We start from the raw sequence: 24318 nt of genomic DNA, 5'->3' as shown, positions 1-24318 counted from the left end.
CACCGCCGGACGACGTGCTCGACCGTCCGCGCCCTCGTTCTCAACCGTCCGCGCCCTCGTCGGCGGCGGGCCCGGCGAACGCTCGGTCCGCCGGGCGGCGGCCTTTGGGCTGCTGCGGCTCGGGCAGCACCGGCACCGGCGGAACGGGGCGCTCCGCGGGGCTGCCCGCGGCGAGCTCGACCGGCTCGCCATGGTGCAGGATCTGCAGCGGGTCCCCGCCCTCCAGGGTGTAGCGGACCGTACGGGGGCTGACGTCCACCCGCAGTCGGCGCCCCCGCATCAGCACGGTGAACCTGAGGCCGGACAGCTTCTCCGGCAGCCGGGGGGCGAAGCCCAGCCGGCGCACCCCCTCCTCGTCCTCGTGCTGGCGCATGCCGCCGAGGCCGGCGACCAGCGCCATCCAGGTGCCGGCGAGCGAGGCGATGTGCAGCCCGTCGCGGGTGTTGTGCTCCAGGTTCTCCAGGTCCATCAGGGCCGCCTCGCCCAGATAGGCGTAGGCGAGCCGCATGTGCCCGGTCTCGGCGGCCATGACGGCCTGGCAGCACGCGGAGAGCGACGAGTCCCGTACCGTCAGCGCCTCGTAGTACGCGAAGTTGCGGGCCTTCTCCTCCGCCGTGAAGTCGTCCGGGCAGGTCACCATGGCGAGGACCAGGTCGGCCTGCTTGACGACCTGCTTGCGGTAGAGGTCGAAGTAGGGGAAGTGCAGCAGCAGCGGGTACCGGTCGGGAGGGGTGTTCGCGAAGTCCCAGTGCTGGAACGTGGTGAACCCGGCCGACTGCTCGTGCACGCCGAGGGCCTCGTTGTACGGCACGGCCGTCCGGGCGGCGGCGTCCCGCCAGGCCGCGGTCTCCTCGTCGTCGACGCCCAACTGCTCGGCCTGGTCGGCGTGCCGGGCCGCCACCTCCGCCGCGGCCAGCAGGTTCCACCGCGCCATCAGGTTGGTGTAGAGGTTGTCGCGGGCGATGGCGCTGTACTCGTCGGGGCCGGTCACCCCGTCGATGTGGAAGACGCCGTCCTGGTCGTGGTGCCCGAGCGAGTGCCACAGCCGTGCCGTGTGCACCAGGAGTTCGAGTCCGGGCCCGCGCTCGAACTCCTCGTCCCCGGTGGCCGCCACGTACCGCACCACGGCTCGCGCGATGTCCGCGTTGACGTGGAAGGCTGCCGTGCCGGCGGGCCAGTAGGCGGAGCACTCGGCGCCACTGATGGTCCGCCACGGGAACGCCGCCCCGGCCAGCCCGAGCTGGTGCGCCCGGTCCCGTGCCGCGGGCAGGGTCGCGTGCCGCCAGCGCAGCACCGGGGCGACGGCCCGGGGAGCGGTGAAGGTCAGCATCGGGAGGACGAAGGACTCCACGTCCCAGAACGAGTGCCCGTCGTAGCCCGTACCGGTCAGTCCCTTGGCGGGAATGGCCCGCTCCTCGCTGCGGGCCGCCGCCTGCAGAACGTGGAACAGCGAGAAGCGCACCGCCTGCTGGATCTGTGCGTCGCCCTGCACCTCGACGTCGGCGCAGGACCAGAAGTGGTCCAGGAACGCCCTCTGCTCGGCGAGCAGCCCCTCCCAGCCCGTGCTGCGGGCGGCGGCGACGGCCGCGTCGGCCTGGTCGTGCATGGCCGGCAGCGACCTCTCGGCCGACCACCCGTACCCGACGAACTTCACCAGCCTCAGCCGCTCGCCCCGCTTCAGCGTGGCGGTGACGGTGAGCCGGCTGACGTCCGGCTCGCTCTCCGCGGACCAGGCCGTCCCCTCCGGGCCCTCGACGAGGTGGTCGGCGGCGGCCGCCACCCGCTGGCCGCTGCGCCGGGTACGGTGGACCAGCCGCAGCCCGGTGTCCCGGGCGAAGTGCTCCTCCGGCTCCAGTGGCGCGTCGACGGCGGCGGCGACGCGCGGGTCGCCGGGTTCGCGGGGCATCTGCTCGTTGGCGACCAGTTCGGACTGGACCGCCGCGTGGACGGGCCCGTCCAGCGGCTCGACCTCGTAGGCGATCGCGGCGATCGCACGCTGGGAGAGCGACACCAGCCGCTCCGAGGTGATGCGCACGGTGCGTCCGCCCGGCGACGTCCACTCCACCGTGCGGCGCAGGACTCCGGTGCGGAAGTCCAGTACCCGCTCGTGGGAGTCGAGTTCGCCGTAGCGCAGGTCGAAGGGGTGGTCGTCCACGAGCAGCCTGATGATCTTGCCGTCGGTGACGTTGACCATCGTCTCGCCGGACTCCGGATAGCCGTATCCCGCCTCGGCGTACGGCAGCGGATGGAGTTCGTGGACGCCGTTGAGGTAGGAGCCGGGCAGCCCGTGCGGCTCGCCCTCGTCGAGGTTGCCGCGCCAGCCGATGTGGCCGTTGGCGAGGGCGAAGACGGACTCGCTCTGGGCGAGGACGCCGAGGTCGAGCCCGGTCTCTCGCAGACACCACGGTTCGACCGTGTAACCGGAGTGGGTGATCATCGCGACTCCATCAGTTCGGCCAGGTCGTCCACCACGACGTCCGCCCCGTGGCGCCGCAGCTCCGCGGCCTGTCCGGTGCGGTCGACGCCCACGACGAGGCCGAAGTTCCCCGCCCGGCCGGCCTCCACCCCGGCGAGCGCGTCCTCGAACACGGCCGCGGCCCCCGGCGCGACGCCGAGGGCGCGGGCCGCGGCCAGATAGGTGTCGGGCGCCGGCTTGCCGTGCAGCCGCTGCTCGCGGGCGACGATCCCGTCGACGCGTTCGTCGAACAGGTCCTCGATGCCTGCGGCGGCGAGCACATCCCGGCAGTTGGCGCTCGAGGAGACGACGGCGGTACGGAGCCCGGCGCGGCGGACGGCGTGCACATAGGCGACGGAGCCCTCGTACGCCTCCACGCCGTCCTCGCGGATCCGGCGGAGCACCAGCTCGTTCTTGCGGGTGCCGAGGCCGCCCACCGTCTCGCGCTCCGGCGGGTCCTCGGGCGTCCCCTCGGGCAGTTCGACGCCGCGGGAGGCGAGGAAGGTGCGGACGCCGTCCTCGCGGGGGCGGCCGTCGACGTACTCGTCGTAGTCGCGGACGGCGTCGAACGGCACGAAGGCGGCGCCTTCGCGTTCGGCCCGCCGGCGCAGGAAGTCGTCGAACATCTCCTTCCAGGCGGCGGCGTGGACCTTCGCCGTGCGGGTGAGGACGCCGTCGAGGTCGAACAGACAGGTGCGCACATGATCGGGAAGCCCCAGCATGCGGTCGAGGCTAGGAGGCGCCGGCGGCCGTCGGGGGCGACAGCGGACCCCCGCCGCACCGCGCGTACCCCGTGGGGATGACGTGCCCGGTGCCATCCGGAGCAGCCCGCCGCCCGAACACCCGCCGGCCTCCGCGTCCGGTGCGGTCCGGGCCCCGGCGGGGGACGCGGACCGGCTTCCGGGCTCGTCACCGTCGGCCCGGCAGGGCCCAGTGGTAGGGCACGATCAGGCGGTCGATGCTCTCCGGCCCCCAGGAGCCGGGGGCGTAGGGCTCGACCGGCGGCGGGTTCTCCAGCAGCGGGGTGGACACCTCCCAGAGCCGTTCGATGCCGTCGGAACGGGTGAACAGGGACTGGTCGCCGAGCATCGCGTCCAGGATGAGGCGCTCGTACCCCTCGAGCGCGTACATCGTGTTGAACGACTCGGCGTAGCTGAAGAGCATCTCGGCGTCGCTCAGCCGCATCGCGGGCCCGGGGTCCTTCACCAGGAAGCGCGCGGCGATCGTGCCCGGGTCGTCGAAGTCGATCACCAGCTCGTTGGTCCGGGTGCAGTGGCGTTCGGTGTCCGGGAACATCCGAAGGGCGGGCTCCCGGAAGCCGAGCGTCACGACGTGCCGCCCCTCCCCCAACGACTTTCCGGAGCGCAGGTAGAAGGGCACACCCGCCCAGCGCCAGTTGTCGAGTTCGACGCGCAGTGCGACGAAGGTCTCGGTGTCCGAGCGGGGGTCGACGCCGGGCTCCTCGCGGTAGCCCTCGTACTGCCCGCGCACCACGTGTGCCGGGTCCAGTGGCCGCATGGACTGGAAGACCTTCTCCTTCTCGTCCCGCAGGGGCTTGGCGGCGAGCGTGGTCGGCGGTTCCATCGCCACGAAGCCCAGCAGTTGGAACAGATGGGTGACGATCATGTCGCGGAAGGTGCCGGTCCCCTCGAAGAACTGGGCGCGGCCCTCGATCCCGATCCTCTCCGGCACGTCGATCTGCACATGGCTGATGTGCTCGCGGTTCCAGACCGGCTCCAGCAGACCGTTGGCGAACCTCAGCGCCAGGATGTTGTCGACCGACTCCTTGCCGAGGAAGTGGTCGATGCGGAAGACCCTCGACTCGTCGAAGACGGAGTGGATGGTCGCGTTGAGGGCCCGCGCGGAGGGCAGGTCCGTGCCGAACGGCTTCTCCACGATGACGCGCGCGCCCTCGGCGAGGCCCGTCGCGCCGAGCATCTCGATGACGGAGGCGAACGCATTCGGCGGCACGGCGAGGTGGAACAGCCGGCGGGGCCCGCCGCCCACGGCCTGCTCGGCGTCGCGCACGGCCGCCAGCAGCGGCTCCGGGTCCTCGGGGTCGGCGGCACCGAAGGACAGCGACTCCTCGAACCTCCGCCACTCCTCGCCCTCGGGCCCGGACCTTCCGAACTCGGCGACCGACTCCCGCGCCCTCTTGCGGAACTCGTCGTCGCCGAGCGCCGCCCGGGCGGGCGCGGAGCCGACGATCCGGTAGCGGTCGGGCAGCAGTCCGGCCTTCGCCAGGTGGAAGAGTCCGGGCAGCAGTTTTCGCCGGGCGAGGTCGCCGGTGGCCCCGAACAGCACGATGACGTGGTCGTCCGGGACGGCACCGGGGTGCTCCGCGTGGTTTCCTGCGGTCACGGTTCACCCCGCCTTCTCGGCGTGCCCGCCGAACTCGCCGCGCATCGCGGACAGCACCTTGTCGGTGAACTGCCCCAGCCCGCGCGATTCGTAGCGCTCGATGAGCGCGTTGGTGATGACGGGCGCCGGCACGCTCTCGTCGACCGCCGCCAGGACCGTCCAGCGGCCCTCGCCTGAGTCGGAGACCCGCCCGGAGTACGTGTCGAGCTCGGGCGAGCGGGCGAGCGCGTCGGCGACGAGGTCCACCAGCCAGGACCCGACGACCGAGCCTCGCCTCCACACCTCCGCGACCTCGGCCACGTCGATCTCGTACTGGTAGGCCTCCGGCTCGCGCAGCGGGGCGGTCTCGGCGTCGACCGTGCGCGAACGCAGACCCGCGTCGGCGTGCTTGATGATGCTGAGCCCCTCGCCGATGGCCGCCATCATCCCGTACTCGACACCGTTGTGGACCATCTTCACGAAGTGGCCGGCCCCGCTGGGCCCGCAGTGCAGATAGCCCTCCGGAGCGGTCCCGTCGGAACGGGTCCGGCCGGGTGTGGGGGCCGCGTCACCGACGCCCGGGGCGATGGTGCGGAAGAGCGGGCCGAGGCGTGCCACCGGCTCGTCCTCGCCGCCGATCATCAGGCAGTAGCCGCGTTCGAGGCCCCACACGCCGCCGGAGGTGCCGCAGTCCACGTAGTGGATGCCGTTGGGGGCGAGCTGCCGTGCACGGGCGATGTCGTCGCGGTAGTACGAGTTGCCGCCGTCGATGACGGTGTCGTCGGCCGCCAGCAGGGCCGCCAGCTGGTCCAGCGTGGGCTGTACGACACCGGCGGGCAGCATCAGCCAGACGTTCCTCGGCTGTTCCAGCCGATCGACGAGGTCGTGGAGCGAGGAGGCGGCCGTCGCCCCCTCCTTCTCCATCTCCTTCACGGCGTCCGTGTCCAGGTCGTAGACGACGCAGTGGTGGCCGTCGCGCATCAGCCGGCGCACCAGGTTGGCGCCCATCCGGCCGAGTCCGACCATGCCGAGCTGCATGGGTGTGTCCGTGGTCATGGTCGTTCTCCCCGTTCTCGGTGGGTGCGGACGATCTGCGGGACTGCTCGGCGGTGGCCCGTCACGGCGCCGCCTCCCGGCCGGCCGCCAGCAGTCCGCGGGCGGTCTCGGCCACCTGCTGGGCGGTGAAGCCGAACTTGCCGAGCAGTTGTTTCAGGGGCGCCGAAGCGCCGAAGGTGTGCATGCCGACGAGGGCGCCCCGGTCGCCGACGTACCGGTCCCAGCCGAAGGTGGACGCCTGTTCGACGCCCACCCGGGCGGTCACCGACGGCGGCAGCACCTCGTCCCGGTACGCCCGCGGCTGACGGTCGAACAGCTCCCAGCACGGCATGCTGACGACCCGGGCGCCGATGCCCTCGGCCGCGAGCTCGTCCCGGGCCGCCAGTGCCAGGGACACCTCGGACCCGGTGGCGAGCAGGATCACCTGCGGCGCGCCGGAGGGCGCGTCGGCCAGGACGTACGCGCCGCGTGAGACGCCCGCCGCGCTCGCGAGCCGGGTGCGGTCGAGCGTGGGGAGCGCCTGGCGGGAGAGCACCAGCGCGGCCGGCTCGTGGCGCAGCGCGGCGATGTACCGCCAGGTCTCGGTGACCTCGCCGGCGTCCGCGGGGCGGAACACCAGCAGACCGGGCATCGCCCGCAGTCCCGCGAGCTGCTCGACCGGCTGGTGGGTCGGTCCGTCCTCGCCGACGCCGATGGAGTCGTGGGTGAAGATGTGCACGACTGGCAGCTCCATCAGGGCCGAAAGCCGGATGGCGCCCTTGGCGTAGTCGGAGAAGATGAGGAAGCCGGACCAGTAGGGCCGCAGTTTCGTCAGCGCCATCCCGTTCGAGATGGCGGCGGCCGCGTGCTCGCGGATACCGAAGTGCAGATTGCGCCCGCCCGGATCGTCGGGTTCCTGGTCCCCCGCGCCGTCGAAGGTGAGCCTGGTCTTCGTGGACGGGGCCAGGTCGGCCGAGCCGCCGAGCAGCCAGGGGACGTTCCGCGCCAGGTCGTTGAGCACCCGGCCCGAGGAGTCCCGGGTGGCGAGGCCCTTGGGGTCCGGCGGGAACTCGGGGAGCGCCCGGTCCCAGCCGTCGGGGAGTTCGCGGCGCTGTATGCGCTCCAGTTCGTCGGCCTCGGCGGGCCAGGCGGCGCGGTAGTCCTCGAACCGCTTCTCCCACGCGGCGCGCAGTTCGGCGCCGCGGGTGCCGATGCCCTGGGCGAACCGTTCCCGCACCGCGTCGGGGACCCGGAACTCCTCGTCCTCGGGCAGGCCGAGGAAGCGTTTGGCCGCGCGGACCCCGTCGGGGCCGAGCGGTGAGCCGTGGGCCTTAGGGGAGTCCTCGACGGGCGAGCCGTAGCCGATGTGGCTGTGCACCAGCACCAGGGTGGGGCGTTCGGTCTCGGCCCGGAAGTCGTGGAAGGCCCGCGCGACGGAGTCAAGGTCGTTGGCGTCGGCGACGGTGGTCACGTTCCAGCCGTAGGCGAGGAACCGTGCCGCGACGTCCTCGGTGAAGGTGATGCCGGTGTGGCCCTCGATGGTGACCCGGTTCGAGTCGTAGATCCAGCACAGATTGGACAGCCGCTGGTGGCCGGCGAACGAGGCGGCCTCGGAGGAGATGCCCTCCATCATGCAGCCGTCGCCGGCGAGGGCGTACACGTCGAAGTCGAAGAGCGGGAAGTCCTCGCGGTTGTACGCGGCGCCCAGCCACCGGCCGGCGAGCGCCATGCCGACGGACGTGGCGACGCCCTGGCCGAGCGGGCCGGTCGTGGTCTCCACCCCGCTCGTCCAGCGGTACTCGGGGTGGCCCGGGCAGCGGGAGTCCAGCCGGCGGAAGGATTTCAGGTCCTCCATCGTGACCGCCGGACGGCCCAGCACCTCGTAGTCCGGGTCGACCGCGTGGACCCCGGCCAGGTGCAGCAGGGACCACAGCAACGTCGAGGCGTGGCCCTCGGACAGCACGAAGCGGTCGCGGTTGGGCCAGATCGGGTCCCGGGGGTCGTACCTCAGGAACCGCTGCCAGAGCGTGTACGCGACGGGGGCCATGCCCATCGGTGTGCCGGGGTGCCCGGACTCGGCGCGCTGGACGGCGTCCATGCACAGGCCGCGGATGGTGTTCACCGACAGGGTGTCCAGGTCGTCGGTCATGAGCGTTCCCCGTTCTCGGCGTGCTCGGCGTCTCGGCGTCTCGGCGTGCTCGTTCTCTGCTCTGTCCCTGCTTCCTGCGTGGGGCCGTGGGCCTGCTTCCTTCGTCGGGGGCGGGCGGGGCGAACCGTTGGGGCCGGTCGGGCCGACCGGCGGGCGGGGCGTCCGGCCGTGCGGGGCCTCGCGCGGCGACGGACAGGGGGGATCCGCAGGCCCGGCGGCGTCGAGGTCCTTCTCGCATCGTGGCCACGGCGCCGGCGGGCGGGCCTCACCCACGCCGGGTGAGATGCGGGAGCCGTGGCCGAGATGTCCGGGGCGGACGGCACGTCCCGGGCGTGGGCCGCGCGGGGACGTACGGCGTGTCCGGGACGGACGGGATGAACGGGACGGACGGGAACCCCGGTCGGCCCTGGACGGTTCGCCCTCGCCGGTGCCGGGGTGCCCCACACGGGCGCCCGCCGTCGGACGTTCCGACATGTCAGCCGTGCGGGACCACGGCAACCGGGCAGGCGGCGTGGTGGATGACGGCGTGGGTGATCGAACCGATATGCGAACCGGAGGCCGTCCTGCGCCGGCCGACGACCACCAGACGGGCGTCCGCGGCTGCCTCCACGAGCTGTCCGGCGGGCCTTCCGGGAGCCGACTCCTCCGTCACCTCCACGGTGGGGAACTTGTCGCGGAACGGACGTACGGCCTGGGCGAGCGCCGACGCCATCTCGGCCTCAACGCCCGAGTCCGCGTCGCCGGCGGCCCGGTGCCGGTGGAAGAACGGGGCGTGCCAGCCGTGCAGGACGTGGAGCGGGGCATCGCGCCGCGCCGCGTGGTCGAAGGCGAACTCCATCAGCTCGTCGCGGGCATCGGTCACGTCGAGGCCGAGGACGACCCGGCGCCGAGCGCCGGCCGGCGAGCCGGACGGGGCCTCGCGGTAGTCCGGCCGTACCAGCACCACCGGCTCCTCGGCGCCGGCGACGACCTCCTGCCCCACGGAACCGATGATGAAGCCGCCCACGCCGCCGAGTCCGTGCGACCCGACGACCAGCGCATCGGCCCGGGACGCCGCCTCCAGCAGGACCGTCGTCGGCGAGTCCTCGATCTCCTCGCCGGTCGTCACGAGCTCCGGCCTGCGGGACCGTACGCGCTCCTCCATCGCGCCGAGGACGCCCTCCGCCTCGCCGGCCCGGTCCTCGTGGGACATCCGCACGGCCTGCAACTGGTGCGCGATCCATTGGGTCGCGTACACCAGCCGCAGTGGCGCGCCGCGCAGGGCGGCCTCGTCGGCGGCCCAGTCCACGGCCGCGAGACTTCCGTCCGAGCCGTCCACTCCCACGACGATGGGTCGGGACATGCCGTCCTCCTTGCCTCGGGCTCTTGCGAGGGGCCGGGCCCGGTGGGCGCGGCCCTCGACGCGAGAGGACACCTGATCAAGAAAGTACCGACTCCGGACGAACGGCGCGATTCAGGAGGTGACGGACAGTGACGGGATGCATCGGCGCACGCGTGCGGGCCATCACCCACCGCGCCCTCCCTCCGCCCCGGCACGGGCCGTTCCGCGACGCCCAGTGCCGGAACTCCGACGGCAGCGGAGGGCGCCGGCATGTCGCGCGTGAAGACCGCGCCGGCACCCACCGTCGCCCGGGCCGCCGACCTTCACCCCTGCGAGGACGGTCGCATGAGCGCCGGGCCACACGTCGGACCCGGCGACGGGACCCAGGCCGTGCCCCTGGTCCCGGATGCGGCGGCCCCCCGTCGGCATGGCGATGGTCACCGGCGCCGTCGACAGGGCGCGCCGGCGGGGCGCCCCCTTGCGCGTGGTCCCCCGGCGCCCCTCCGCACCGCCCGCGTACGTGTCTCAGCGCGCGTCGAGGCGGAAGCTCATGTGGCCGAAGCCGACCATGTCGCCGGCCCGGACCACCACGGAGCCGGTCACACGACGGCCGTTGACGGTCGTGCCGTTGGTCGAACCGAGGTCGCGGAGGACCCACAGCCCGCCGCGCAGCGCCAGTTCGGCGTGCAGCCGCGACACCGTCTCATGGCTGAGCCGCAGCCCGTTGGACGGGTCACGGCCGATGCGCAGCGGATACGGACCGGGCTCCGGCAGCAGCAGCGGAGGCAGCCGCTCCGCCCGCCAGGCGCGGCCGAGCCTCATGGAGAACGCCGAGACCCTCCCCACCGCGCCGAACAGTTTCTCGGACAGCCCGCCGCCGTCGTGCCGCAGGTCCGCGGTGAGCGCGCGGAGTTCGTCGGGCCCGCGGGCGGCCAGGGCGAGCTCCATGCGCCGCACGAATGTGTCGTGCGACAACCGGCCCTGGACGGCGCCCTCCCGGAGCACTCCGAGGACGCGCTCCCGATCGGCGTCGGAGGGCCGCGCGCGATACGTCTGGGACTCGAAGGAGGACGTCACAGACGTGATTGTCCGGCCGGGCGCCCCGGGTGTCCAGAAGGAACCATGAAGATCACTTCCGTTCCGGTACGGCGTGCCCCGGGCCGGCGGGGCCGAACCTCGGGCGTCCTCCGGGCGGCGAACGCCCAGGAACCGCCTCCGACCGGCGGTGCCGCAGCGCCCGGAGGCACAAGGACGAGGAGGTTGTCGGCGGCCGCCCCGGGGAGTAGGGCGTACAGGCTCGGGAGACGCTGGCCCGGCTGCTGCAACAGCTGCGCGACCCTCGCGCTGCGGCCGAGCAGTTCCTGCGGGCCGCCGAGACGGTGAAGGGCTGGAGCGAGCCCGGCCCCGAGGCCGCTCTGCGACCGTGTCCAGTGCCTGGTCCGCGCCGCCTGGACGGAGCATGCCCTCGGCCGCGCCGAGGGCGGCACCGCGCGGATGGACGCCGTGGTCGGCGAGTTGAAGGAGCTGGGGACCGAGACCTCGGCCGGGCTGCTGCGCCATGCCGAGTACGTCCGCGATCAGTCGGCCCAGGCGACCGGCGGCTGAGCACGGGCAGCGGCACGGACACGGGCACGGGCACAACGCGAGGGAGGGGAAGGGGAAGCGGGAGCGCGTCCGCGGCAGGGAGGACCGCCCCGAGTCACGCCCCTCCTCCCGCTTCCCCGCGCGGCCGCGCCCTGCAAACCGTCAGCGGTCCGCCGAGGCGGGGCCGTCCCGGCAGCAGCCCACCCGGGAACAGTCCGCGGTGACCGGCCCGCCGGAACGGTCCGGCGGGCGGTGCCCCGGCGAGGTGCCGCACCCCGTACGTCCCTCACCCACCCCCGGCCGGCGACTCCCCGGACCGGCGGGCGGAAATGCGATGGTGGGCTCCCCCGGGTGCGTCTACCATGCTCCCGACGCCCATGGCCGCTGGAAGGAGGCGAGTGCAGTGCAGACCAGATCGTTCCCGCGCTCCCGCCCCGACCGCCCGGCGTCCGTCGTCTGACCGGGAGCGCGGCACACCTTTCCGCAGTCCCGGAGGACTCACCATGACCGCTTCCACCGGTCCGCTCTTCCGCGCGCTCTCCGAGAGCGACGCGTACCTCTTCGACACCCTGCCCGATCCGCTCGGCGTGGGCCGGGCCCTGGCCCGCGCCACCCACCGCCCCGAGTGGAAGCGGGTCGCCCTGCGCGACGGGAAGGTCGTCGCACGTGCCGCCTGGTGGGGCGGCCCCGACGACACCGCTCCCGTCAATCTCAACTGGTTCGACGTCGCCGACGGCGAGGAGGAGGCGGGCGCCGAGCTGCTGCGCGCCTCCCCGTTCCGGGTCGAGTACGAGCTGATACTCCCCTCCGGCTGGCGCGAGGACCCCGTGTCCCGGGCCGCCGCCGAGGTGCGGATACGGGCCGCGCAAGCCGCCGGGATGAGCGTCCTGGTGGAACGCTTCCAGTACCGGTGGACGCCCGGATGCGGGCTGCCGGAGCGGCCCGGGCGGCTGGAGTTCCGGCCCGAACCCGACGACGCCGTGTTCCTCGACGTGCTGCGCCGCGTTCACACGGGCACGCTCGACGTCCATGCGCTGCGCGCCATCGCCGAGGGCGGGCTGGACCAGGCGGCCCAGGAGGAGCTGGACTTCTTCCACTGGTGCCCGTCGCCGCGCGCATGGTGGCGGCTGGCGTACCGGGACGGCGAACTCGTCGGTCTGCACATCCCGGCGCACAACCCGTCGGGCCCGTGCATCGGCTTCATCGGCGTCGTTCCGGAACACCGCGGCAACGGCTACGCGTACGACCTGCTCGCCGAGTGCACGCACTTCCTGGCCGAGCGGGGCGCGGAGTTCATCGCCGGTGCCACCGACCAGGGCAACGTGCCCATGGCGAACACCTTCGCCAGGGCCGGGCACCCGGTGGTGCAGGAGCGCGTCCACCTCGGTTTCTGACCCGGTGCGCGCGGAGCGGGACCCGCTCCGCGCGCAGGGCCCGCGCCGGGCCGGTCAGCGCGACTGCGGCCGCGCGGCCCGCTGGGCGCGGATGACGTCGCGGTACCACGCGTACGACGACTTCGGCGTGCGTTCCAGGGTGTCGTAGTCGACGTGGACCAGGCCGAAGCGCTGCGACGCGCCCTCCGCCCACTCGATGTTGTCCGTCAGCGACCAGACGAAGTAGCCGCGGACGTCGACACCCTCCTCGACCGCCCGGTGCAGGGCCCGCAGATGGCCGTCGAGGAAGGCGATCCGGGAGTGGTCGTCGAGTCCGTCGTAGGAGCAGCCGTTCTCGGTGATGTGGACGGGAGGCAGGCGGTCGCCGTAGCGCGCCCTGAGGCCGACCAGCAGTTCCCGCAGGCCGTCCGGGACGACGGGCCAGCCGAACCGGGTGCGTTCGACGCCCTCGATCTCCCTGAGCCCGAAGGGGAGTTCGGCGGGCATGCCCAGTCCGGCGTAGGAGTCCAGCGCGTCGGTCGCGGGGGCGCCGACCAGCATGGGGCTGTAGTAGTTCACGCCGTACCAGTCCAGTCGCTCGGAGATGACGGCGAGGTCGTCGGCGACCGGCCCCGGCATCAGTCCGTCGAAGCCGTCCGGGTAGCGGCCGGTCAGCAGCGGGTCGGAGAACAGCCGGTTGGTGAGCGTGTCGTAGAGCTCGGCGGCGGAGCGGTCCTCGTCGCTGTCGCCGGACGGGTGGACGGGCGAGTGGGACACCGCGAGGCCGATGTTCCCGGCGCCTGCGGCACGCAGGGCCCGGACGGCGAGGCCGTGGGCGAGGAGCTGGTGGTGGGCGGCGGGCAGGGCGTCGAACAGGAGCCGCTTGCCGGGGGCGTGCTCGCCGAGCGCGTAACCGAGCATGGTGACCTCGGCGGGCTCGTTGACGGTGATCCACATGGGGACGCGGTCGGCGAGACGGTCGGCAACGACGGCCGCGTAGTCGGCGAACCGCGCGGCGGTGTCGCGGTCGAGCCACCCACCGGCCTCCTCCAGGGGCAGCGGGGTGTCCCAGTGGTAGAGGGTCGGCGCGGGGGTGATGCCGTGCTCGCACAGCTCGTCGACGAGCCGGTCGTAGAAGCCCATCCCGGCGGGGTTCACCGGACCGCTGCCGCCGGGTATCACCCGGGGCCAGCTGACGGAGAAGCGGAAGGCGCCGGCGCCTAGCCCGGCGAGCAGCGCCACGTCCTCGCGGTAGCGCTCGTGGAAGCCGGTTCCGCGGGAGGCGTCCGCGCCGTCCTTGATCCGTCCGGGCTCCGCCGCGAACGCGTCCCAGCCGGAGGGGCCCTTGCCGTCGGTGTCGGCGGCCCCCTCCGTCTGGAACGCGGACGCCGAGGCACCCCACAGGAATCCGGGCGGGAAGGAGGGCAGCGGTGTCGCGGAGGGCGATGTCATGGCGCGGACCCTAGTACCGGCGAGTACGGCGCCTCCAGAGGGCGAAGTTGCCAGGATTGGGGAGAACTGCCGCCGACGGCACGACTCCGCCGGCGCCGGCGGGTCGGACGACCGGACGCCGGGCGGCCGCACGACGGACGACCGGACCACGGACGACCGGACCACCGACGCCCGCACGAGGACGCCGGCAACACCGACGCCGAGATGACAGGGGATCGATCACCAGTGCTGTTCGAGGTATGGGCACCGCGGGCGCAGGACCGGGTCGACTTGTGGCTGGAGGACACCGAGCAGGGGATGGAGCGCGACCCGTCGCGGGAGGACTGGTGGACGGCCGAGGCGGACGCGGGTGACGGGGACCGCTACGGCTTCCGCCTCGACGGCGGCCCCGTCCTGCCCGACCCGCGCTCGCGCCGTCAGCCCGAGGGCCCGGACGGACCGAGCGCGGTGGTCGCCCCCGACACGCACGTGTGGCGAAGCGACGACTGGCGCGGCCGGGACCTCGCGGGCGCGGTCCTGTACGAGCTGCACATCGGCACCTACACGCCCGAGGGCACGCTCGACGCCGCGGCCGCCGCGCTCGGCGAGCTGGCGGAACTCGGCATCACCCATGTGGAACTGATGCCGCTGTGCCCCTTCCCGGGGACCCACGGTTGGGGCTACGACGGGGTGGCTCCCTGGGCCGTGCACGAGCCGTACGGCGGCCCGGCGGCCCTGAAGCGCTTCGTGGACACGGCCCACGGACTCGGGCTCGGTGTCGTCCTGGACGTCGTCCACAACCACCTGGGGCCGTCCGGCAACCATCTGCCGGCGTTCGGACCGTATCTGACGGACATTCATCACACTCCCTGGGGCTCGGCAATCAACCTGGACGCGCCCGGCTCCGACGAGGTGCGCGCGTACCTGATCGGCAGTGCGCTGGGGTGGCTGCGGGACTACCGCGTCGACGGACTGCGGCTGGACGCGGTCCACGCCCTCGTCGACACCCGGGCGCTGACGTTTCTGGAGGAACTGTCCGCGGAGGTGGACCGGTTCGGGGCGGACGTGCGGCGGCCGGTGTTCCTCATCGCCGAGTCCGACCGGTGCGACCCGAGGACCACCACCCCGCGCGAGGAGGGCGGTCTCGGGGTCCACACCCAGTGGAACGACGACTTCCACCACGCCCTGCACACCTCGCTGACCGGTGAATCGCAGGGCTACTACGCCGACTTCGCACGCGCGCCGCTCGGCGCGCTCGCCAAGACCCTCGGCCATGTCTTCTTCCACGACGGCACGTACTCCACGTTCCGCGGCCGTACGCACGGCCGTCCCGTCGACCTCGTCCGCACACCCGCCCACCGGTTCGTCGGCTACGCCCAGACGCACGACCAGATCGGCAACCGCGCGACCGGCGACCGGCTCTCGTCGGCCCTCTCGCCCGGACTGCTGGCCTGCGCGGCGGTACTGGTGCTGACGGGACCGTTCGTCCCGATGCTGTTCATGGGCGAGGAGTGGGGCGCCCGTACGCCGTGGCAGTTCTTCACCGACCACACGGACCCGGAACTCGCGGAGGCGGTACGGCAGGGCAGGCGGCGGGAGTTCGCCGGGACCGGGTGGACGGCGCGGGACATCCCCGACCCGCAGGACCCCGCCACCAGGGAACGCTCGTGCCTGGACCGCGCCGAGCGGGACCGCGAACCCCATGCCCGGCTCCTGGCCTGGTACCGCCGGCTGATCGCCCTGCGCCGGAGCGAACCCGACCTGTCCGACCCGGACCTCGCGGCCGTGCGGATCGCCTACGACGAGGAGGCGCGCTGGTTCGTCTTCCGTCGGGGCGACGTACGGGTCGCGGTCAACCTCGGCGTGGAACCGGTCACGATCCCGCTGGGCGCGGGGGGCGGCCGGGTGCTCGCCGCCTGGGACGAGACCGCACCGCCGGGGCCGGAGGGCGTGCTGGAACTGGCGGGCGAGTCGTGTGTGGTGCTGCACGACGCGTGACATGGCAGGGCCGCAAGCACCTCACATCACATGGCACACGACCTCGGTCCGCACCACCTGGACGAGGTGGAACGGACCGAGTTCACGGCACATGGCCGCTTGTCAGCAGGGTCCCGTAGGGGGTCGGCCCCTTCGGGGCCCGGCTTGCGGATCAGGTGGGTGGGCGGCTCTCCTGCCCTGCACCGGGTGCACCCGGGCGTTCGGATCAGGCGGCCGGAGCCGGGGTGACGACGGGGGTGCCGAAGCCGCCCTCGTCATTGCCGGGGTAGGCGTAGATGCTGCCGTTGGTGTGGATGGCGATCAGGTCGCTCTTCTGGTCGCCGTTGAAGTCGGCTTCGGAGAGCAGGCGCATGCTCTGCCAGCCGCCGCCGGTCCTGCTCGCGGTGTTGAAGGTGCCGTTGCCCTTGCCGGAGTAGAGGTACAGGTCTCCGCTGTTGTGAACGGCGTAGATGTCTGCCTTGCCGTCGCCGGTGAAGTCCCCGGCGGAGAGCATGCGCATGTTGGTCCAGCCGGTGCTGGTCACGCTCCCCGAGGCGAAGTTCTTGCCGTTGCCCGGGTAGAAGAAGAGGTTGCCGTTGGTGTGGGCGGCGATCAGGTCGCCCTTCTTGTCGCCGTTGAAGTCGGAGGCGGTGATCAGGCGTATGCCGCCCCAGTTGCTCCCGACGACGGAGGAGCCGGTGATGCCGTTCCTGCCGTTGCCCGGGTAGAGGTAGAGGTTGCCGTTGGTGTTCGCGGCGAGGATGTCGGCCTTGCCGTCGCCGGTGAAGTCCGTGGCGGCCAGCAGACGCATGTTGGTCCACCTGCCCTCGTTGACCTTGACGCGCTTGCCGAACTTGCCCTTGCCGTCGCCGGGCTGGGCGTAGAGGAAGTCGTCGGCCGCGTCGATCGCGAGCAGGTCGGCCTTCTTGTCGCCGTTGAAGTCGGCGGCGGTCATCAGCAGCGCCCACGACCGCCCCGCGGTGGTGGCGATCCAGTCGGCCAGGTCGTCCGTGCGCGTGGCGACGGCGTCGGTGCGGGTCTCGGACTCGCCCAGACAGCCGCCCTGGCGCGAGCGGGTGGCGACACCGACGAGCGCGACGCCTTCCTCGCCCTCCCGTAGCAGGGGGGCGCCGGTGTCGCCCTTGCACAGGGCGTCGTTCGCGGTGGCACCGGCCAGGCTGAGCTCGGTGTCGGAGAGCGCGCCGACCTGCATCGACGCGGTGTGGGCCGCGCCGGGCACCCATTCGGTCCTGGTGCGGCCGAAGCCGACCGCCTGCAGGGTGTCGCCCTCGGCGGCGGGGGAGGCGGCCAGCTTGATGGGGCCGATGCCGGTGGGGGCGGGTGTCGCGAGGCGGGCCATGACCAGGTCGCCGGTGGGAGAGGGCACGAGCTCCGCGACGTCGGCGACATGCCCGCCGGTCCCGGTCAGGGAGCTGCGGCCGACGGTCGCGGTGGTCTTGATGGCCGGCTTGCCCGCGGCGACCTGCGCGGAGTTGGCGGGGGCGACGGCGAAGCACGCCGCGGCGGTCAGCACCCACTGACGGTCCACCAGGGCACCGGAGCAGGAGCGGGTGGTGTCGCCTTCACCGATGTGGAGGCGGGCGACGGATGCCTGGGTGTCGGCGAGGGCGTCCGGACCGGTAGCTGCCATGGCGGGCGCGCCGGTGAAGGTGAAAGTGAGCAGGCCGGCGCCTGTCACGGCCGCAAGGCTGAACGAAACGGTCCGCTGGCGTGGGGAGGGCATGGTCATTCCTCGGTGGATCGGTTGGTGTGTGGAGTCGAGGTCGTGTGGGGGGGTTCCGTTCACCCTGTGACCTTGAGCTCTACGAGTACCGCCCGGCGCCCGTCCTTCACGTCGCCTTCGCCGACGGGCTTGTAGTCGTTCTTGGGCACGTCCACAGTGGTGGTTTCGCCGTCCATGGTGAGGCTGGCTCTGACAGCACGCTCCGCTGTGCGGATCGCGTGCACCTTGTTGACCTCCAGAGCGAGGGTTCCGGACTTGCCGAGGACGCGGAAGCAGTATCCGCCTTGCTCGCTCTGCAATGTGGACACCTTGATCTGGTGATCCCCTGCGCAGTCGGTGAGCAGGATGTGGCCATCGCCTCTACGGAGGACGATTCCCTTGTCGGTGAACAGCTGTTCAGCTCCTGGATAAGCGAAGTCCTCAACGGCGTACGGTAGTTGATCAGTGGTGGCATCCGCTGCGGGGGCAGTCTGCGTCCTGCTCTGAGGGGCGGCGGTCGCGACGGTCAGCAGGCCCCCCAGCGCCGCAATAGTACCTACGACAGATGAAAGCAGGATTCCGCGCGCGCGTGATTTCACGACTGTTTTCCTTCCGAACGGAGCGGCGCACGACGGCAGCCGCGTAGACGGCCCGTTCCCCCAGGGCCCTCCCAGAAGGTACCACCTCCTTTTCGAGACCTTCACAAGGCGTCATTGGATATCGAAAACGCAACAGGTGCCGTTCTCGAGGAACCTTGAGGGAGGGTTTCGCATCCGCTGTGAACCTCAAGTTCCGTTTAGGTGAACGTGAGTGCCGAATCTCCGGGATATATGCTCGGGCGGCCGACACGCGGCAGGCCTGTTACGACCGGCAGGCCTCATCGACGGAAAACGGAGAGATGAAGAGAACTGGGGGAGGGTGGCTGCGTGGTATGCGAGGGGCATTCCTGGGCGCTGTGTCACTCTCAATGATTTCGGGGGTTCTCAGTGCAGGCCCTGCGTACGCGGATGACAGCGATGACGCCAGATCCATTCCGCTGAGTGACCGCGGCCGAGTTGTGCAGATATGGGAGAGCGGAGGCCCGGCTGTCAAGGAGGCGGCTGAACTCGCACTTCAGGGTTCGGATACGGAGGTGCGGCTGTTCCTCGACAAGGGAAAGGCCGATGCCGAGCGTCTCGACGACCAGTTGTTGTTCTCGCAGTTGTACTCGGCCAGTGGTCCGGCTGTGCGTGAGGCGGCACTGAAGGCGCTGGACAGCGCTGACCCGGGCGCGGTGGATGCCTTCTTGAAGGACGGCTGGAAAGAGCCGCTGGTGAGGGACCGGCAGTTGAAGGTCTCGCAGATCATCAGCGAGGGCGGTACTGCCCTCAAGGAAGCCGGTGTCGCGGCCCTGGACGGCGGACCGGACAAGGTACGGGAGTTCATCGAACGAGGGCAGTATCCGGCGCGCGAGATTGACAACCAGCTCGCCCTGTCCCGGGTTGTAAGCACGGGCGGTCCCGCGACCAAAGCCGCCGCAATGGCCGCACTCGACGGCACCGCCGATGACATCCGGGAGTTCCTGGAGGTCGGACAGTACATTGCCCAGGCGCGGGACCAGGAGCGGGCGACCGTCGCTCAACTGGCCCAGCGAGCGACGGTGGCAGGTGCCCAGGCCAAGCGGGAGACCGATGCCGCCAAGGAGGCATCTGCCCGGGCGGTGAAGGCATCCGAACTGGCCAGGAAGGCAGCCGAGGAAGCGGCGAAGCAGACCCAGGAGGCTCGTAAGGACTCCAGGCACGCGGCGAACGCGGCCAGCCAGGCAGCACGAGCGGCCCGGGGTGCCGCTGCTGCCGCGCGGCAGGCTATTAGTGCGGCCCGTGCGGCCAACGCCTCCGCGCGTGTTGCCGCGACCGCTGCGTCGCAGGCCGCGGCAGCTGCGGCTGGTGCCGCCGACGCCGCGGCGAGGGCGCAGAGCGCCGCTTCGGCTGCCGCCACCAACGCCGGAATGGCCTCCGCCGCGCGCAAGGCGGCCGAAGAGGCTCGCACGGTGGCCAAGCAGGCCCGCCAGGCCGCGCGGGCAGCCGAAGCGGCCGGCGTGGCCGCCGACAATGCCGGGCTTGCGGCCGAGGCCGCCGGCAGCGCGGGCCGCAACGCTGACGCTGCAGCCGCCGAGGCCGGTCGGGCCAGCAGCCTGGCGACGGCAGCCGGGGCTCATTCCGCGGAGGCGGATGCCGCCGCGGCGGCGGCACGCCGTCAGGCGGCTGAGGCGAGCCGCGCGGCCGGAGTCTCACGGGCACTCGCCAACGAGTCCGCCGCGGCCGCCCGCAGGGCGCGGGACGCGGCCAACGGCGCGGCCGAGCACGCCGAAAGGGCAGCGGCGGCCGCGGAGGAGGCAGCCAAGCAGGCTGGTAAGTCCGCTCAGGCTGCCAAAGAGTCCGCCGTCCATGCAGCGAACGCGAAGAAGGCTGCGGACGCGGCCAGCGATGCTGTCAAACAGGCCCGCACCACCTTCGAGCTGACCCGCCGCAGCGAAACCGCAGAACTGACCGCACGCACCGCGGCCGTAATGGAGGAAGCCAAGGCCCTCAAAGCTGCCGACGACCGCAGGCGCGCCCAGGCAGCGGAGTCAGCCAAAGCCGCCGCGGCACTCGACGCCGATATGGAGCAGCTCGGCACCCAGGCCGCTCAGCCCGGTGCCGACATCGCACGGATTGCAGCCCAAGGCCGCACCGCCGCACTCGCGGTCATGAAGACCCGCGGACCGTGGAGCAGCACCGCTGCAGCCACTGCCCTGGCAGGCGCCGACCCCGAGGTCGTCGACTACGTGCGCACCGGCTTCAAGGAGGCGGCCGAGCAGGACGAACGTGCCCGGGCCGAGCGGCTCGCGGACGACGCCGACTCCCCGGCCGTCCGACAGGCCGCGGAGAAGGCACTGGCAGGCGACGCTCAGCAGATCCATGGCTTCTTGTCCACCGGCCAGCACGAAGCAGCCGCGAACGACTATCGGCTGCGGATCTCCCAGATCGTCAGCACCGGCGGGCCGGTGACCAAGGAAGCCGCCATGGCCGCCCTGGACGACGGCAGCATCGACGCGATACACACTTTCCTCACCACCGGCCAGTACACCGCGCGCGCCAACGACGAACGCCTGCGCGTCTCGCAACTGATCAGCACCGGCGGTCCTGAACTCAAGGCCGCAGCAATGGTCGCCGACGCCGGCCCCCCGCAGATGCTGCACGAGTTCATCACCGTCGGCCAGTACCGGGCCAAGCGCAAAGACGCCCTGACCGCCACCCACATCGCCGACGTCCAGCGCCTGATCTCCGGCGCCGCCGTCATCGCCGCCCAGTCCCAGAAGAACGCGGCAGAAGCCAACCGGGCCGCCGCCCTCGCCAACAACAAGGCCGGCGAAGCCAATACCTGGGCCGACCAGGCAGGCAAGTCGGCCGCGGACGCCAAGACGTACGCGGACGAAGCCAACAGATCAGCATCTCAAGCCGAGACCTCCGCAGCCCAGGCACGCGAATCTGCCAAAGCTGCACGTAAGGCGCAGGCTGATGCGACCGCCGCAGCACGCGAAGCCCGCGCCTCCGCACAGGCGGCCAACGCCTCCGCCGAGTGGGCGCAAGCTTCTGCCTCCGCTGCCCGAACAGCAGCCCGAGAAGCCCGCACCGCCGCCATCACCGCGGGCAAGGACGCCACGGCAGCGGACAAGGCAGCCAAGGAGGCATTCGCCACCTACGTCGCCAAGAAGCGCGCCGAGGACGAGGCTAGGCGCCGTACCGAGGACCGCAAAGAGCGGGAACAGATGGAAGAACTGGCCGAGGCGTTGCTCTCGCAGACGAGCGACGACGACACCAGCGTCTGGGACATGCTGTCAGAGGCCGGTCACTTCGGCCTCGACGTGGTCGGCCTGATCCCCGGTGCCGGTGAGATCGCCGATGGCGCCAACTGTGCGTGGTATGGCGCGGAGGGAGATGCCGTCGACGCCGGTCTGTCGTGTGCGTCTGCCATCCCGGCGGCAGGGTACGGCGCGAGCGCAGTCAAGTTTGGCAAGTGGGGCGACAAGGCGCGCGATGCCTTCAAGAATCTCTTCGGAAAGGGCGGCAAAGTGCCCCCGCCGTGCCGCGGGGGAAACAGCTTTACTCCCGAGACCACCGTTGCCCTGGCCGACGGCACGCTCAAGCCGATCCGAGCCGTCGTCGAGGGTGACCGCGTGCTGGCCACCGACCCCGTGTCGGGCCGGACCGAGGGGCGTCCTGTCGACGACGTGATTGTCGGGGACGGTAAGAAGCACCTCGTCGAACTGACGGTAGACACCGACGGCGCTCGCGGCGCTGCTGTCAGTACCCTGACCGCCACCGAGGGGCACCCTTTCTGGCTCGAGGCTCGCAACGCGTGGGTGAACGCTGGCGCAATCGAGCCGGGCATGCTGTTGCGCACCTCGACCGGCACCTGGGTGAAGGTCACGGCCGTCCGCGCGTGGACCGCCGTCCAGAAGGTCTATAACCTCTCCGTCAACGGCATCCACACCTTCTACGCAGCAGCAGGTGTCACGCCCCTTCTGGTACACAACGCCGGCGATGTCTGCGACATCAGCAACTTCCGTGCCGGAAGCAACTTCGAGCACACCCTGAAGACCCCCAAGGGCGATGTGGGCATGCTCGCTGATGTGACAGTTGACGGCGATCATCTGCGCCTGGCAAACGTCATCGTCTACGGCGAGGCCATGGAGCGCGGTGACCTGAGCCCCCGGATCATCCTGTCCGAACTACGGGGGAACATCTTGCCGGCGGCTGCGAGGCAGGGCTTCAAGTCAGCACGGATCACCGCAGAGAGGCTCACTGGCAACCCCGGCCACCAAGTCGACATGACATTCGACCTGTCCAAGTATCTGTAAGGATGGCAGAACGGCCGCACCGGCCGGTGCTGGGAGAAAAGGTGAGAACTGTGTCCATGAGCATGGAAGACGCCCTCGTACGGGAACGTCCGCTGTACGACAGAGGCAAGCCGATCGACGCCGTGCTGGAGGACCTCAGAGCCAGCGGGTTCGGCATGATCGATTGCATCAAGGCGGTCAGGGAGCTTCGGGCCTGTTCCCTCGCCGAGGCGAAGAAGATCGCGCACACATCGCCGGCCTGGGCGGACCTTCGGGAGGCCCACGATGCCGCTCACGCCGCTCTGGCGGCTGAGGCCGAGCGGGAGGCCCAGCGGTCGCAGAGCTGATCGTGCAGCTCTCACCAGCCGAGCCCGCCCACAGTCGACGGCCCCGCGTACCCGTATCGCATCGGGACACGGGGCCGTCTCTGGTATCTCCCTCCGCGACCGGGGCGTCGCTGAGTGCGGGGGTCTTCGCATGTGACCGCCGCCGCGCTGCTCGATTCCCTCGCCGGTCGTACCGAGGCTGTGAAAGGTCTCCAGCACGCTCTGGCGGGCAGTTGCTGGGTCTCGAGGCCTGGACGGTCTCTCCGGCCCACCGAACACCAGCGGCGTCGGTCTCCAGGCGGACGATGTCGGAACGACTTCCGGCGCCACCGGCCGTGGTTCACCGGTGACGGCGGCCGCGGTGAGCACGGCACCGCTGGAGCCCGTCCGCAAGATCGCCGCTGCTCACGGCGCGACACCGGCGCGGATCGCCCCGGCCCGGGTCCAGCGGCGGCCGGCGTCCACGGCCTCCCGGTCGTCCCCATCCCGGGCGGTCACCCCGACGAAGGCCCGGCACGCCCCCGAACGGCGCCTCCCTACTGGACGATCGCCAGTTCGCGGGGCGTGTCGTTCAGCCGCCTGCCGCCCGTCTCCGTGACCGTCACGATGTCCTCGATCCGCACCCCGAAGCGGCCGGGGAGATAGATGCCCGGCTCCACGGAGAAGCACATTCCGGGGACCAGCGGCTGCTCCTCCCCTTCGATCATGTACGGCGGCTCGTGCGTGGTCACGCCGATCCCGTGACCGGTGCGGTGGACGAAGTACGCCCCGTAGCCGGCGTCGTCGATCACCGCGCGCGCCGCCCGGTCGACGTCCTGGCAGGTGGCACCCGGCCGGACCGCCTCGTACCCGGCCTGCTGCGCCTCGCGCACGATGTCGTGCACCCGCCGCTCCTCCTCGGTCGGCTCCCCGACATGGACGGTCCGGCTGGTGTCGGACCCGTAGCCGTGCTTGAGCCCGCCGAAGTCGAGGACGACCATGTCGCCTTCCTCGATCGTGCGTTCACCGGCCTCGTGGTGCGGGTTCGCCCCGTTCGGGCCCGATCCGACGACAGTGAAGTCCACCTGTGAGTGCCCGAAACGCAGCAGCAGTCCGGCGAGGTCGGCGGCCACGTCGGTCTCCCTGCGGCCGGAGAAGCGCACCTTGAGGATCTCGCGGTACGTTTCGTCGGCGGCGGCCGCGGCCGCCGCCAGCCGGGCCAGTTCCCGCTCGTCCTTGACCGCGCGCAGCATGGGCAGGGCCCGGGTGAGCGAGGTGTACGTCGTGCCGGGCAGTTCGCGCTGCATACCGAGCAGGTGCATGGCCCAGGCGTTGTCGCTGATCCCGTAGCGGCCGCGGCCTTCGAGCAGTGCGGCGGTGACGGCGTACGGGTCCTTGCCGTCGGTCCAGTCGCGCAGCCTGAGCGCGGCTCCTCCGGCCGCGCTCGCCGCGTCAGGGGCTTCCAGGGTCGGCACGACCAGCACCGGGTCCTGGCCCTCGACGAGGACCAGGAAGGTCAGCCGTTCGGTGGGCACGGGCTGGTAGCCGGTGAGGTGGACCAGGTCCGGGCCGGGGGCCACGAGGAGACCGGAGAGCCCGGCCTCGGCGGCGGACCGGGCGGCCCGGACCATCCGCGCCCGGTAGTCGTCGACGGTGAAGGGCACCGGCGTCGCGGTCCCTGCGGTGCTGGGCATGGGCTCTCCTCCTGCGTTCGGTGCCCGTCCCTGGAACGGCCCGATCGGGGTACCCGGGCCGGGTTCCGGC

General features: G+C 71.9%; 15 protein-coding genes. 4 read left to right on the top strand and 11 right to left on the bottom strand.

Annotation, left to right across the window (positions count from 1 at the left end; translation table 11 throughout):
* Window positions 1–40 precede the first annotated feature (40 nt).
* The 7 genes from AB0J10_RS08980 to AB0J10_RS08950 all read right to left on the bottom strand — a co-directional run bounded on the left by AB0J10_RS08980 (window position 41) and on the right by AB0J10_RS08950 (window position 10377).
* Entirely contained in the window at window positions 41–2437 is a 2397-nt protein-coding gene (locus AB0J10_RS08980; RefSeq protein ID WP_363059321.1) for a glycosyl hydrolase family 65 protein, read from the bottom strand.
* A complete protein-coding gene (locus AB0J10_RS08975) occupies window positions 2434–3177 on the bottom strand; it encodes a beta-phosphoglucomutase family hydrolase (RefSeq protein WP_363059319.1) in 744 nt (247 codons plus the stop codon). Before AB0J10_RS08975 ends, AB0J10_RS08980 begins: the two co-directional genes overlap by 4 nt.
* A 187-nt stretch (window positions 3178–3364) precedes the next feature.
* Complete coding sequence (zwf, locus tag AB0J10_RS08970; protein WP_363059317.1) at window positions 3365–4816, bottom strand: glucose-6-phosphate dehydrogenase; 1452 nt, start codon at window positions 4814–4816, stop codon at window positions 3365–3367.
* Between the two features lie 3 nt (window positions 4817–4819).
* On the bottom strand, window positions 4820–5851 hold the full coding sequence (gene gnd, locus AB0J10_RS08965; RefSeq protein ID WP_363059315.1) for a phosphogluconate dehydrogenase (NAD(+)-dependent, decarboxylating): 1032 nt from the start codon (window positions 5849–5851) through the stop codon (window positions 4820–4822).
* A gap of 61 nt (window positions 5852–5912) precedes the next feature.
* Window positions 5913–7979, bottom strand: coding sequence for a transketolase (gene tkt / locus AB0J10_RS08960; RefSeq protein ID WP_363059313.1), 2067 nt, complete (start codon window positions 7977–7979; stop codon window positions 5913–5915).
* 475 nt (window positions 7980–8454) lie between these two features.
* The gene (locus AB0J10_RS08955) at window positions 8455–9321 is read right to left on the bottom strand and encodes a universal stress protein (protein WP_363059311.1); all 867 of its coding nucleotides are present in this window, start codon (window positions 9319–9321) and stop codon (window positions 8455–8457) included.
* Between the two features lie 504 nt (window positions 9322–9825).
* Window positions 9826–10377 carry a DUF1707 and FHA domain-containing protein gene (locus AB0J10_RS08950; RefSeq protein WP_363059309.1) on the bottom strand — a complete coding sequence of 184 codons (552 nt, stop codon included), beginning with the start codon at window positions 10375–10377 and terminating at the stop codon, window positions 9826–9828.
* A gap of 1010 nt (window positions 10378–11387) precedes the next feature.
* On the opposite strand from AB0J10_RS08950, the gene AB0J10_RS08945 reads away from it, so the two are divergent.
* On the top strand, window positions 11388–12278 hold the full coding sequence (locus tag AB0J10_RS08945; RefSeq protein ID WP_363059307.1) for a GNAT family N-acetyltransferase: 891 nt from the start codon (window positions 11388–11390) through the stop codon (window positions 12276–12278).
* Between the two features lie 54 nt (window positions 12279–12332).
* Here AB0J10_RS08945 and AB0J10_RS08940 read toward each other — a convergent pair whose 3' ends face one another.
* Window positions 12333–13709 (bottom strand): GH1 family beta-glucosidase, encoded by a 1377-nt coding sequence (locus tag AB0J10_RS08940; RefSeq protein WP_363059305.1) that lies wholly within the window; start codon window positions 13707–13709, stop codon window positions 12333–12335.
* 225 nt (window positions 13710–13934) lie between these two features.
* On the opposite strand from AB0J10_RS08940, the gene treZ reads away from it, so the two are divergent.
* A complete protein-coding gene (treZ, locus tag AB0J10_RS08935) occupies window positions 13935–15686 on the top strand; it encodes a malto-oligosyltrehalose trehalohydrolase (RefSeq protein WP_363059303.1) in 1752 nt (583 codons plus the stop codon).
* A 205-nt stretch (window positions 15687–15891) separates the two neighbouring features.
* On the opposite strand, the gene AB0J10_RS08930 is transcribed toward treZ, so the two are convergent.
* Both AB0J10_RS08930 and AB0J10_RS08925 read right to left on the bottom strand, forming a co-directional pair.
* On the bottom strand, window positions 15892–17364 hold the full coding sequence (locus tag AB0J10_RS08930; protein ID WP_363059301.1) for an FG-GAP-like repeat-containing protein: 1473 nt from the start codon (window positions 17362–17364) through the stop codon (window positions 15892–15894).
* Window positions 17365–17468: 104 nt separating this feature from the next.
* On the bottom strand, window positions 17469–17987 hold the full coding sequence (locus tag AB0J10_RS08925; RefSeq protein WP_363059299.1) for a hypothetical protein: 519 nt from the start codon (window positions 17985–17987) through the stop codon (window positions 17469–17471).
* Window positions 17988–18286: 299 nt separating this feature from the next.
* Between AB0J10_RS08925 and AB0J10_RS08920 the strand changes: the two genes are divergently transcribed.
* Window positions 18287–22270 (top strand): polymorphic toxin-type HINT domain-containing protein, encoded by a 3984-nt coding sequence (locus tag AB0J10_RS08920; protein WP_363059432.1) that lies wholly within the window; start codon window positions 18287–18289, stop codon window positions 22268–22270.
* A 56-nt stretch (window positions 22271–22326) separates the two neighbouring features.
* Entirely contained in the window at window positions 22327–22596 is a 270-nt protein-coding gene (locus tag AB0J10_RS08915; protein ID WP_363059297.1) for a hypothetical protein, read from the top strand.
* A gap of 515 nt (window positions 22597–23111) precedes the next feature.
* Here AB0J10_RS08915 and AB0J10_RS08910 read toward each other — a convergent pair.
* Window positions 23112–24248 carry an aminopeptidase P family protein gene (locus AB0J10_RS08910; RefSeq protein WP_363059295.1) on the bottom strand — a complete coding sequence of 379 codons (1137 nt, stop codon included), beginning with the start codon at window positions 24246–24248 and terminating at the stop codon, window positions 23112–23114.
* Window positions 24249–24318 lie beyond the last annotated feature (70 nt).

The sequence above is a fragment of the Streptomyces sp. NPDC049887 genome, assembly GCF_040656535.1.
In the GTDB taxonomy this organism is placed as follows: domain Bacteria; phylum Actinomycetota; class Actinomycetes; order Streptomycetales; family Streptomycetaceae; genus Streptomyces.
The sequence above is the reverse complement of the archived record's forward strand: the minus strand, read 5'-3'. Positions and strand labels throughout refer to the sequence as shown.

What these genes read in the sequence shown, in the direction of transcription:
- AB0J10_RS08920 (WP_363059432.1), top strand. Translation starts at nt 18,287, where the DNA reads ATGAAGAGAACTGGGGGAGGGTGGCTGCGTGGTATGCGAGGGGCATTC.
- AB0J10_RS08975 (WP_363059319.1), bottom strand. Translation starts at nt 3,177, where the DNA reads ATGCTGGGGCTTCCCGATCATGTGCGCACCTGTCTGTTCGACCTCGAC.
- AB0J10_RS08910 (WP_363059295.1), bottom strand. Translation starts at nt 24,248, where the DNA reads ATGCCCAGCACCGCAGGGACCGCGACGCCGGTGCCCTTCACCGTCGAC.
- gnd (WP_363059315.1), bottom strand. Translation starts at nt 5,851, where the DNA reads ATGACCACGGACACACCCATGCAGCTCGGCATGGTCGGACTCGGCCGG.
- AB0J10_RS08915 (WP_363059297.1), top strand. Translation starts at nt 22,327, where the DNA reads ATGAGCATGGAAGACGCCCTCGTACGGGAACGTCCGCTGTACGACAGA.
- AB0J10_RS08955 (WP_363059311.1), bottom strand. Translation starts at nt 9,321, where the DNA reads ATGTCCCGACCCATCGTCGTGGGAGTGGACGGCTCGGACGGAAGTCTC.
- AB0J10_RS08980 (WP_363059321.1), bottom strand. Translation starts at nt 2,437, where the DNA reads ATGATCACCCACTCCGGTTACACGGTCGAACCGTGGTGTCTGCGAGAG.
- tkt (WP_363059313.1), bottom strand. Translation starts at nt 7,979, where the DNA reads ATGACCGACGACCTGGACACCCTGTCGGTGAACACCATCCGCGGCCTG.
- AB0J10_RS08945 (WP_363059307.1), top strand. Translation starts at nt 11,388, where the DNA reads ATGACCGCTTCCACCGGTCCGCTCTTCCGCGCGCTCTCCGAGAGCGAC.
- AB0J10_RS08940 (WP_363059305.1), bottom strand. Translation starts at nt 13,709, where the DNA reads ATGACATCGCCCTCCGCGACACCGCTGCCCTCCTTCCCGCCCGGATTC.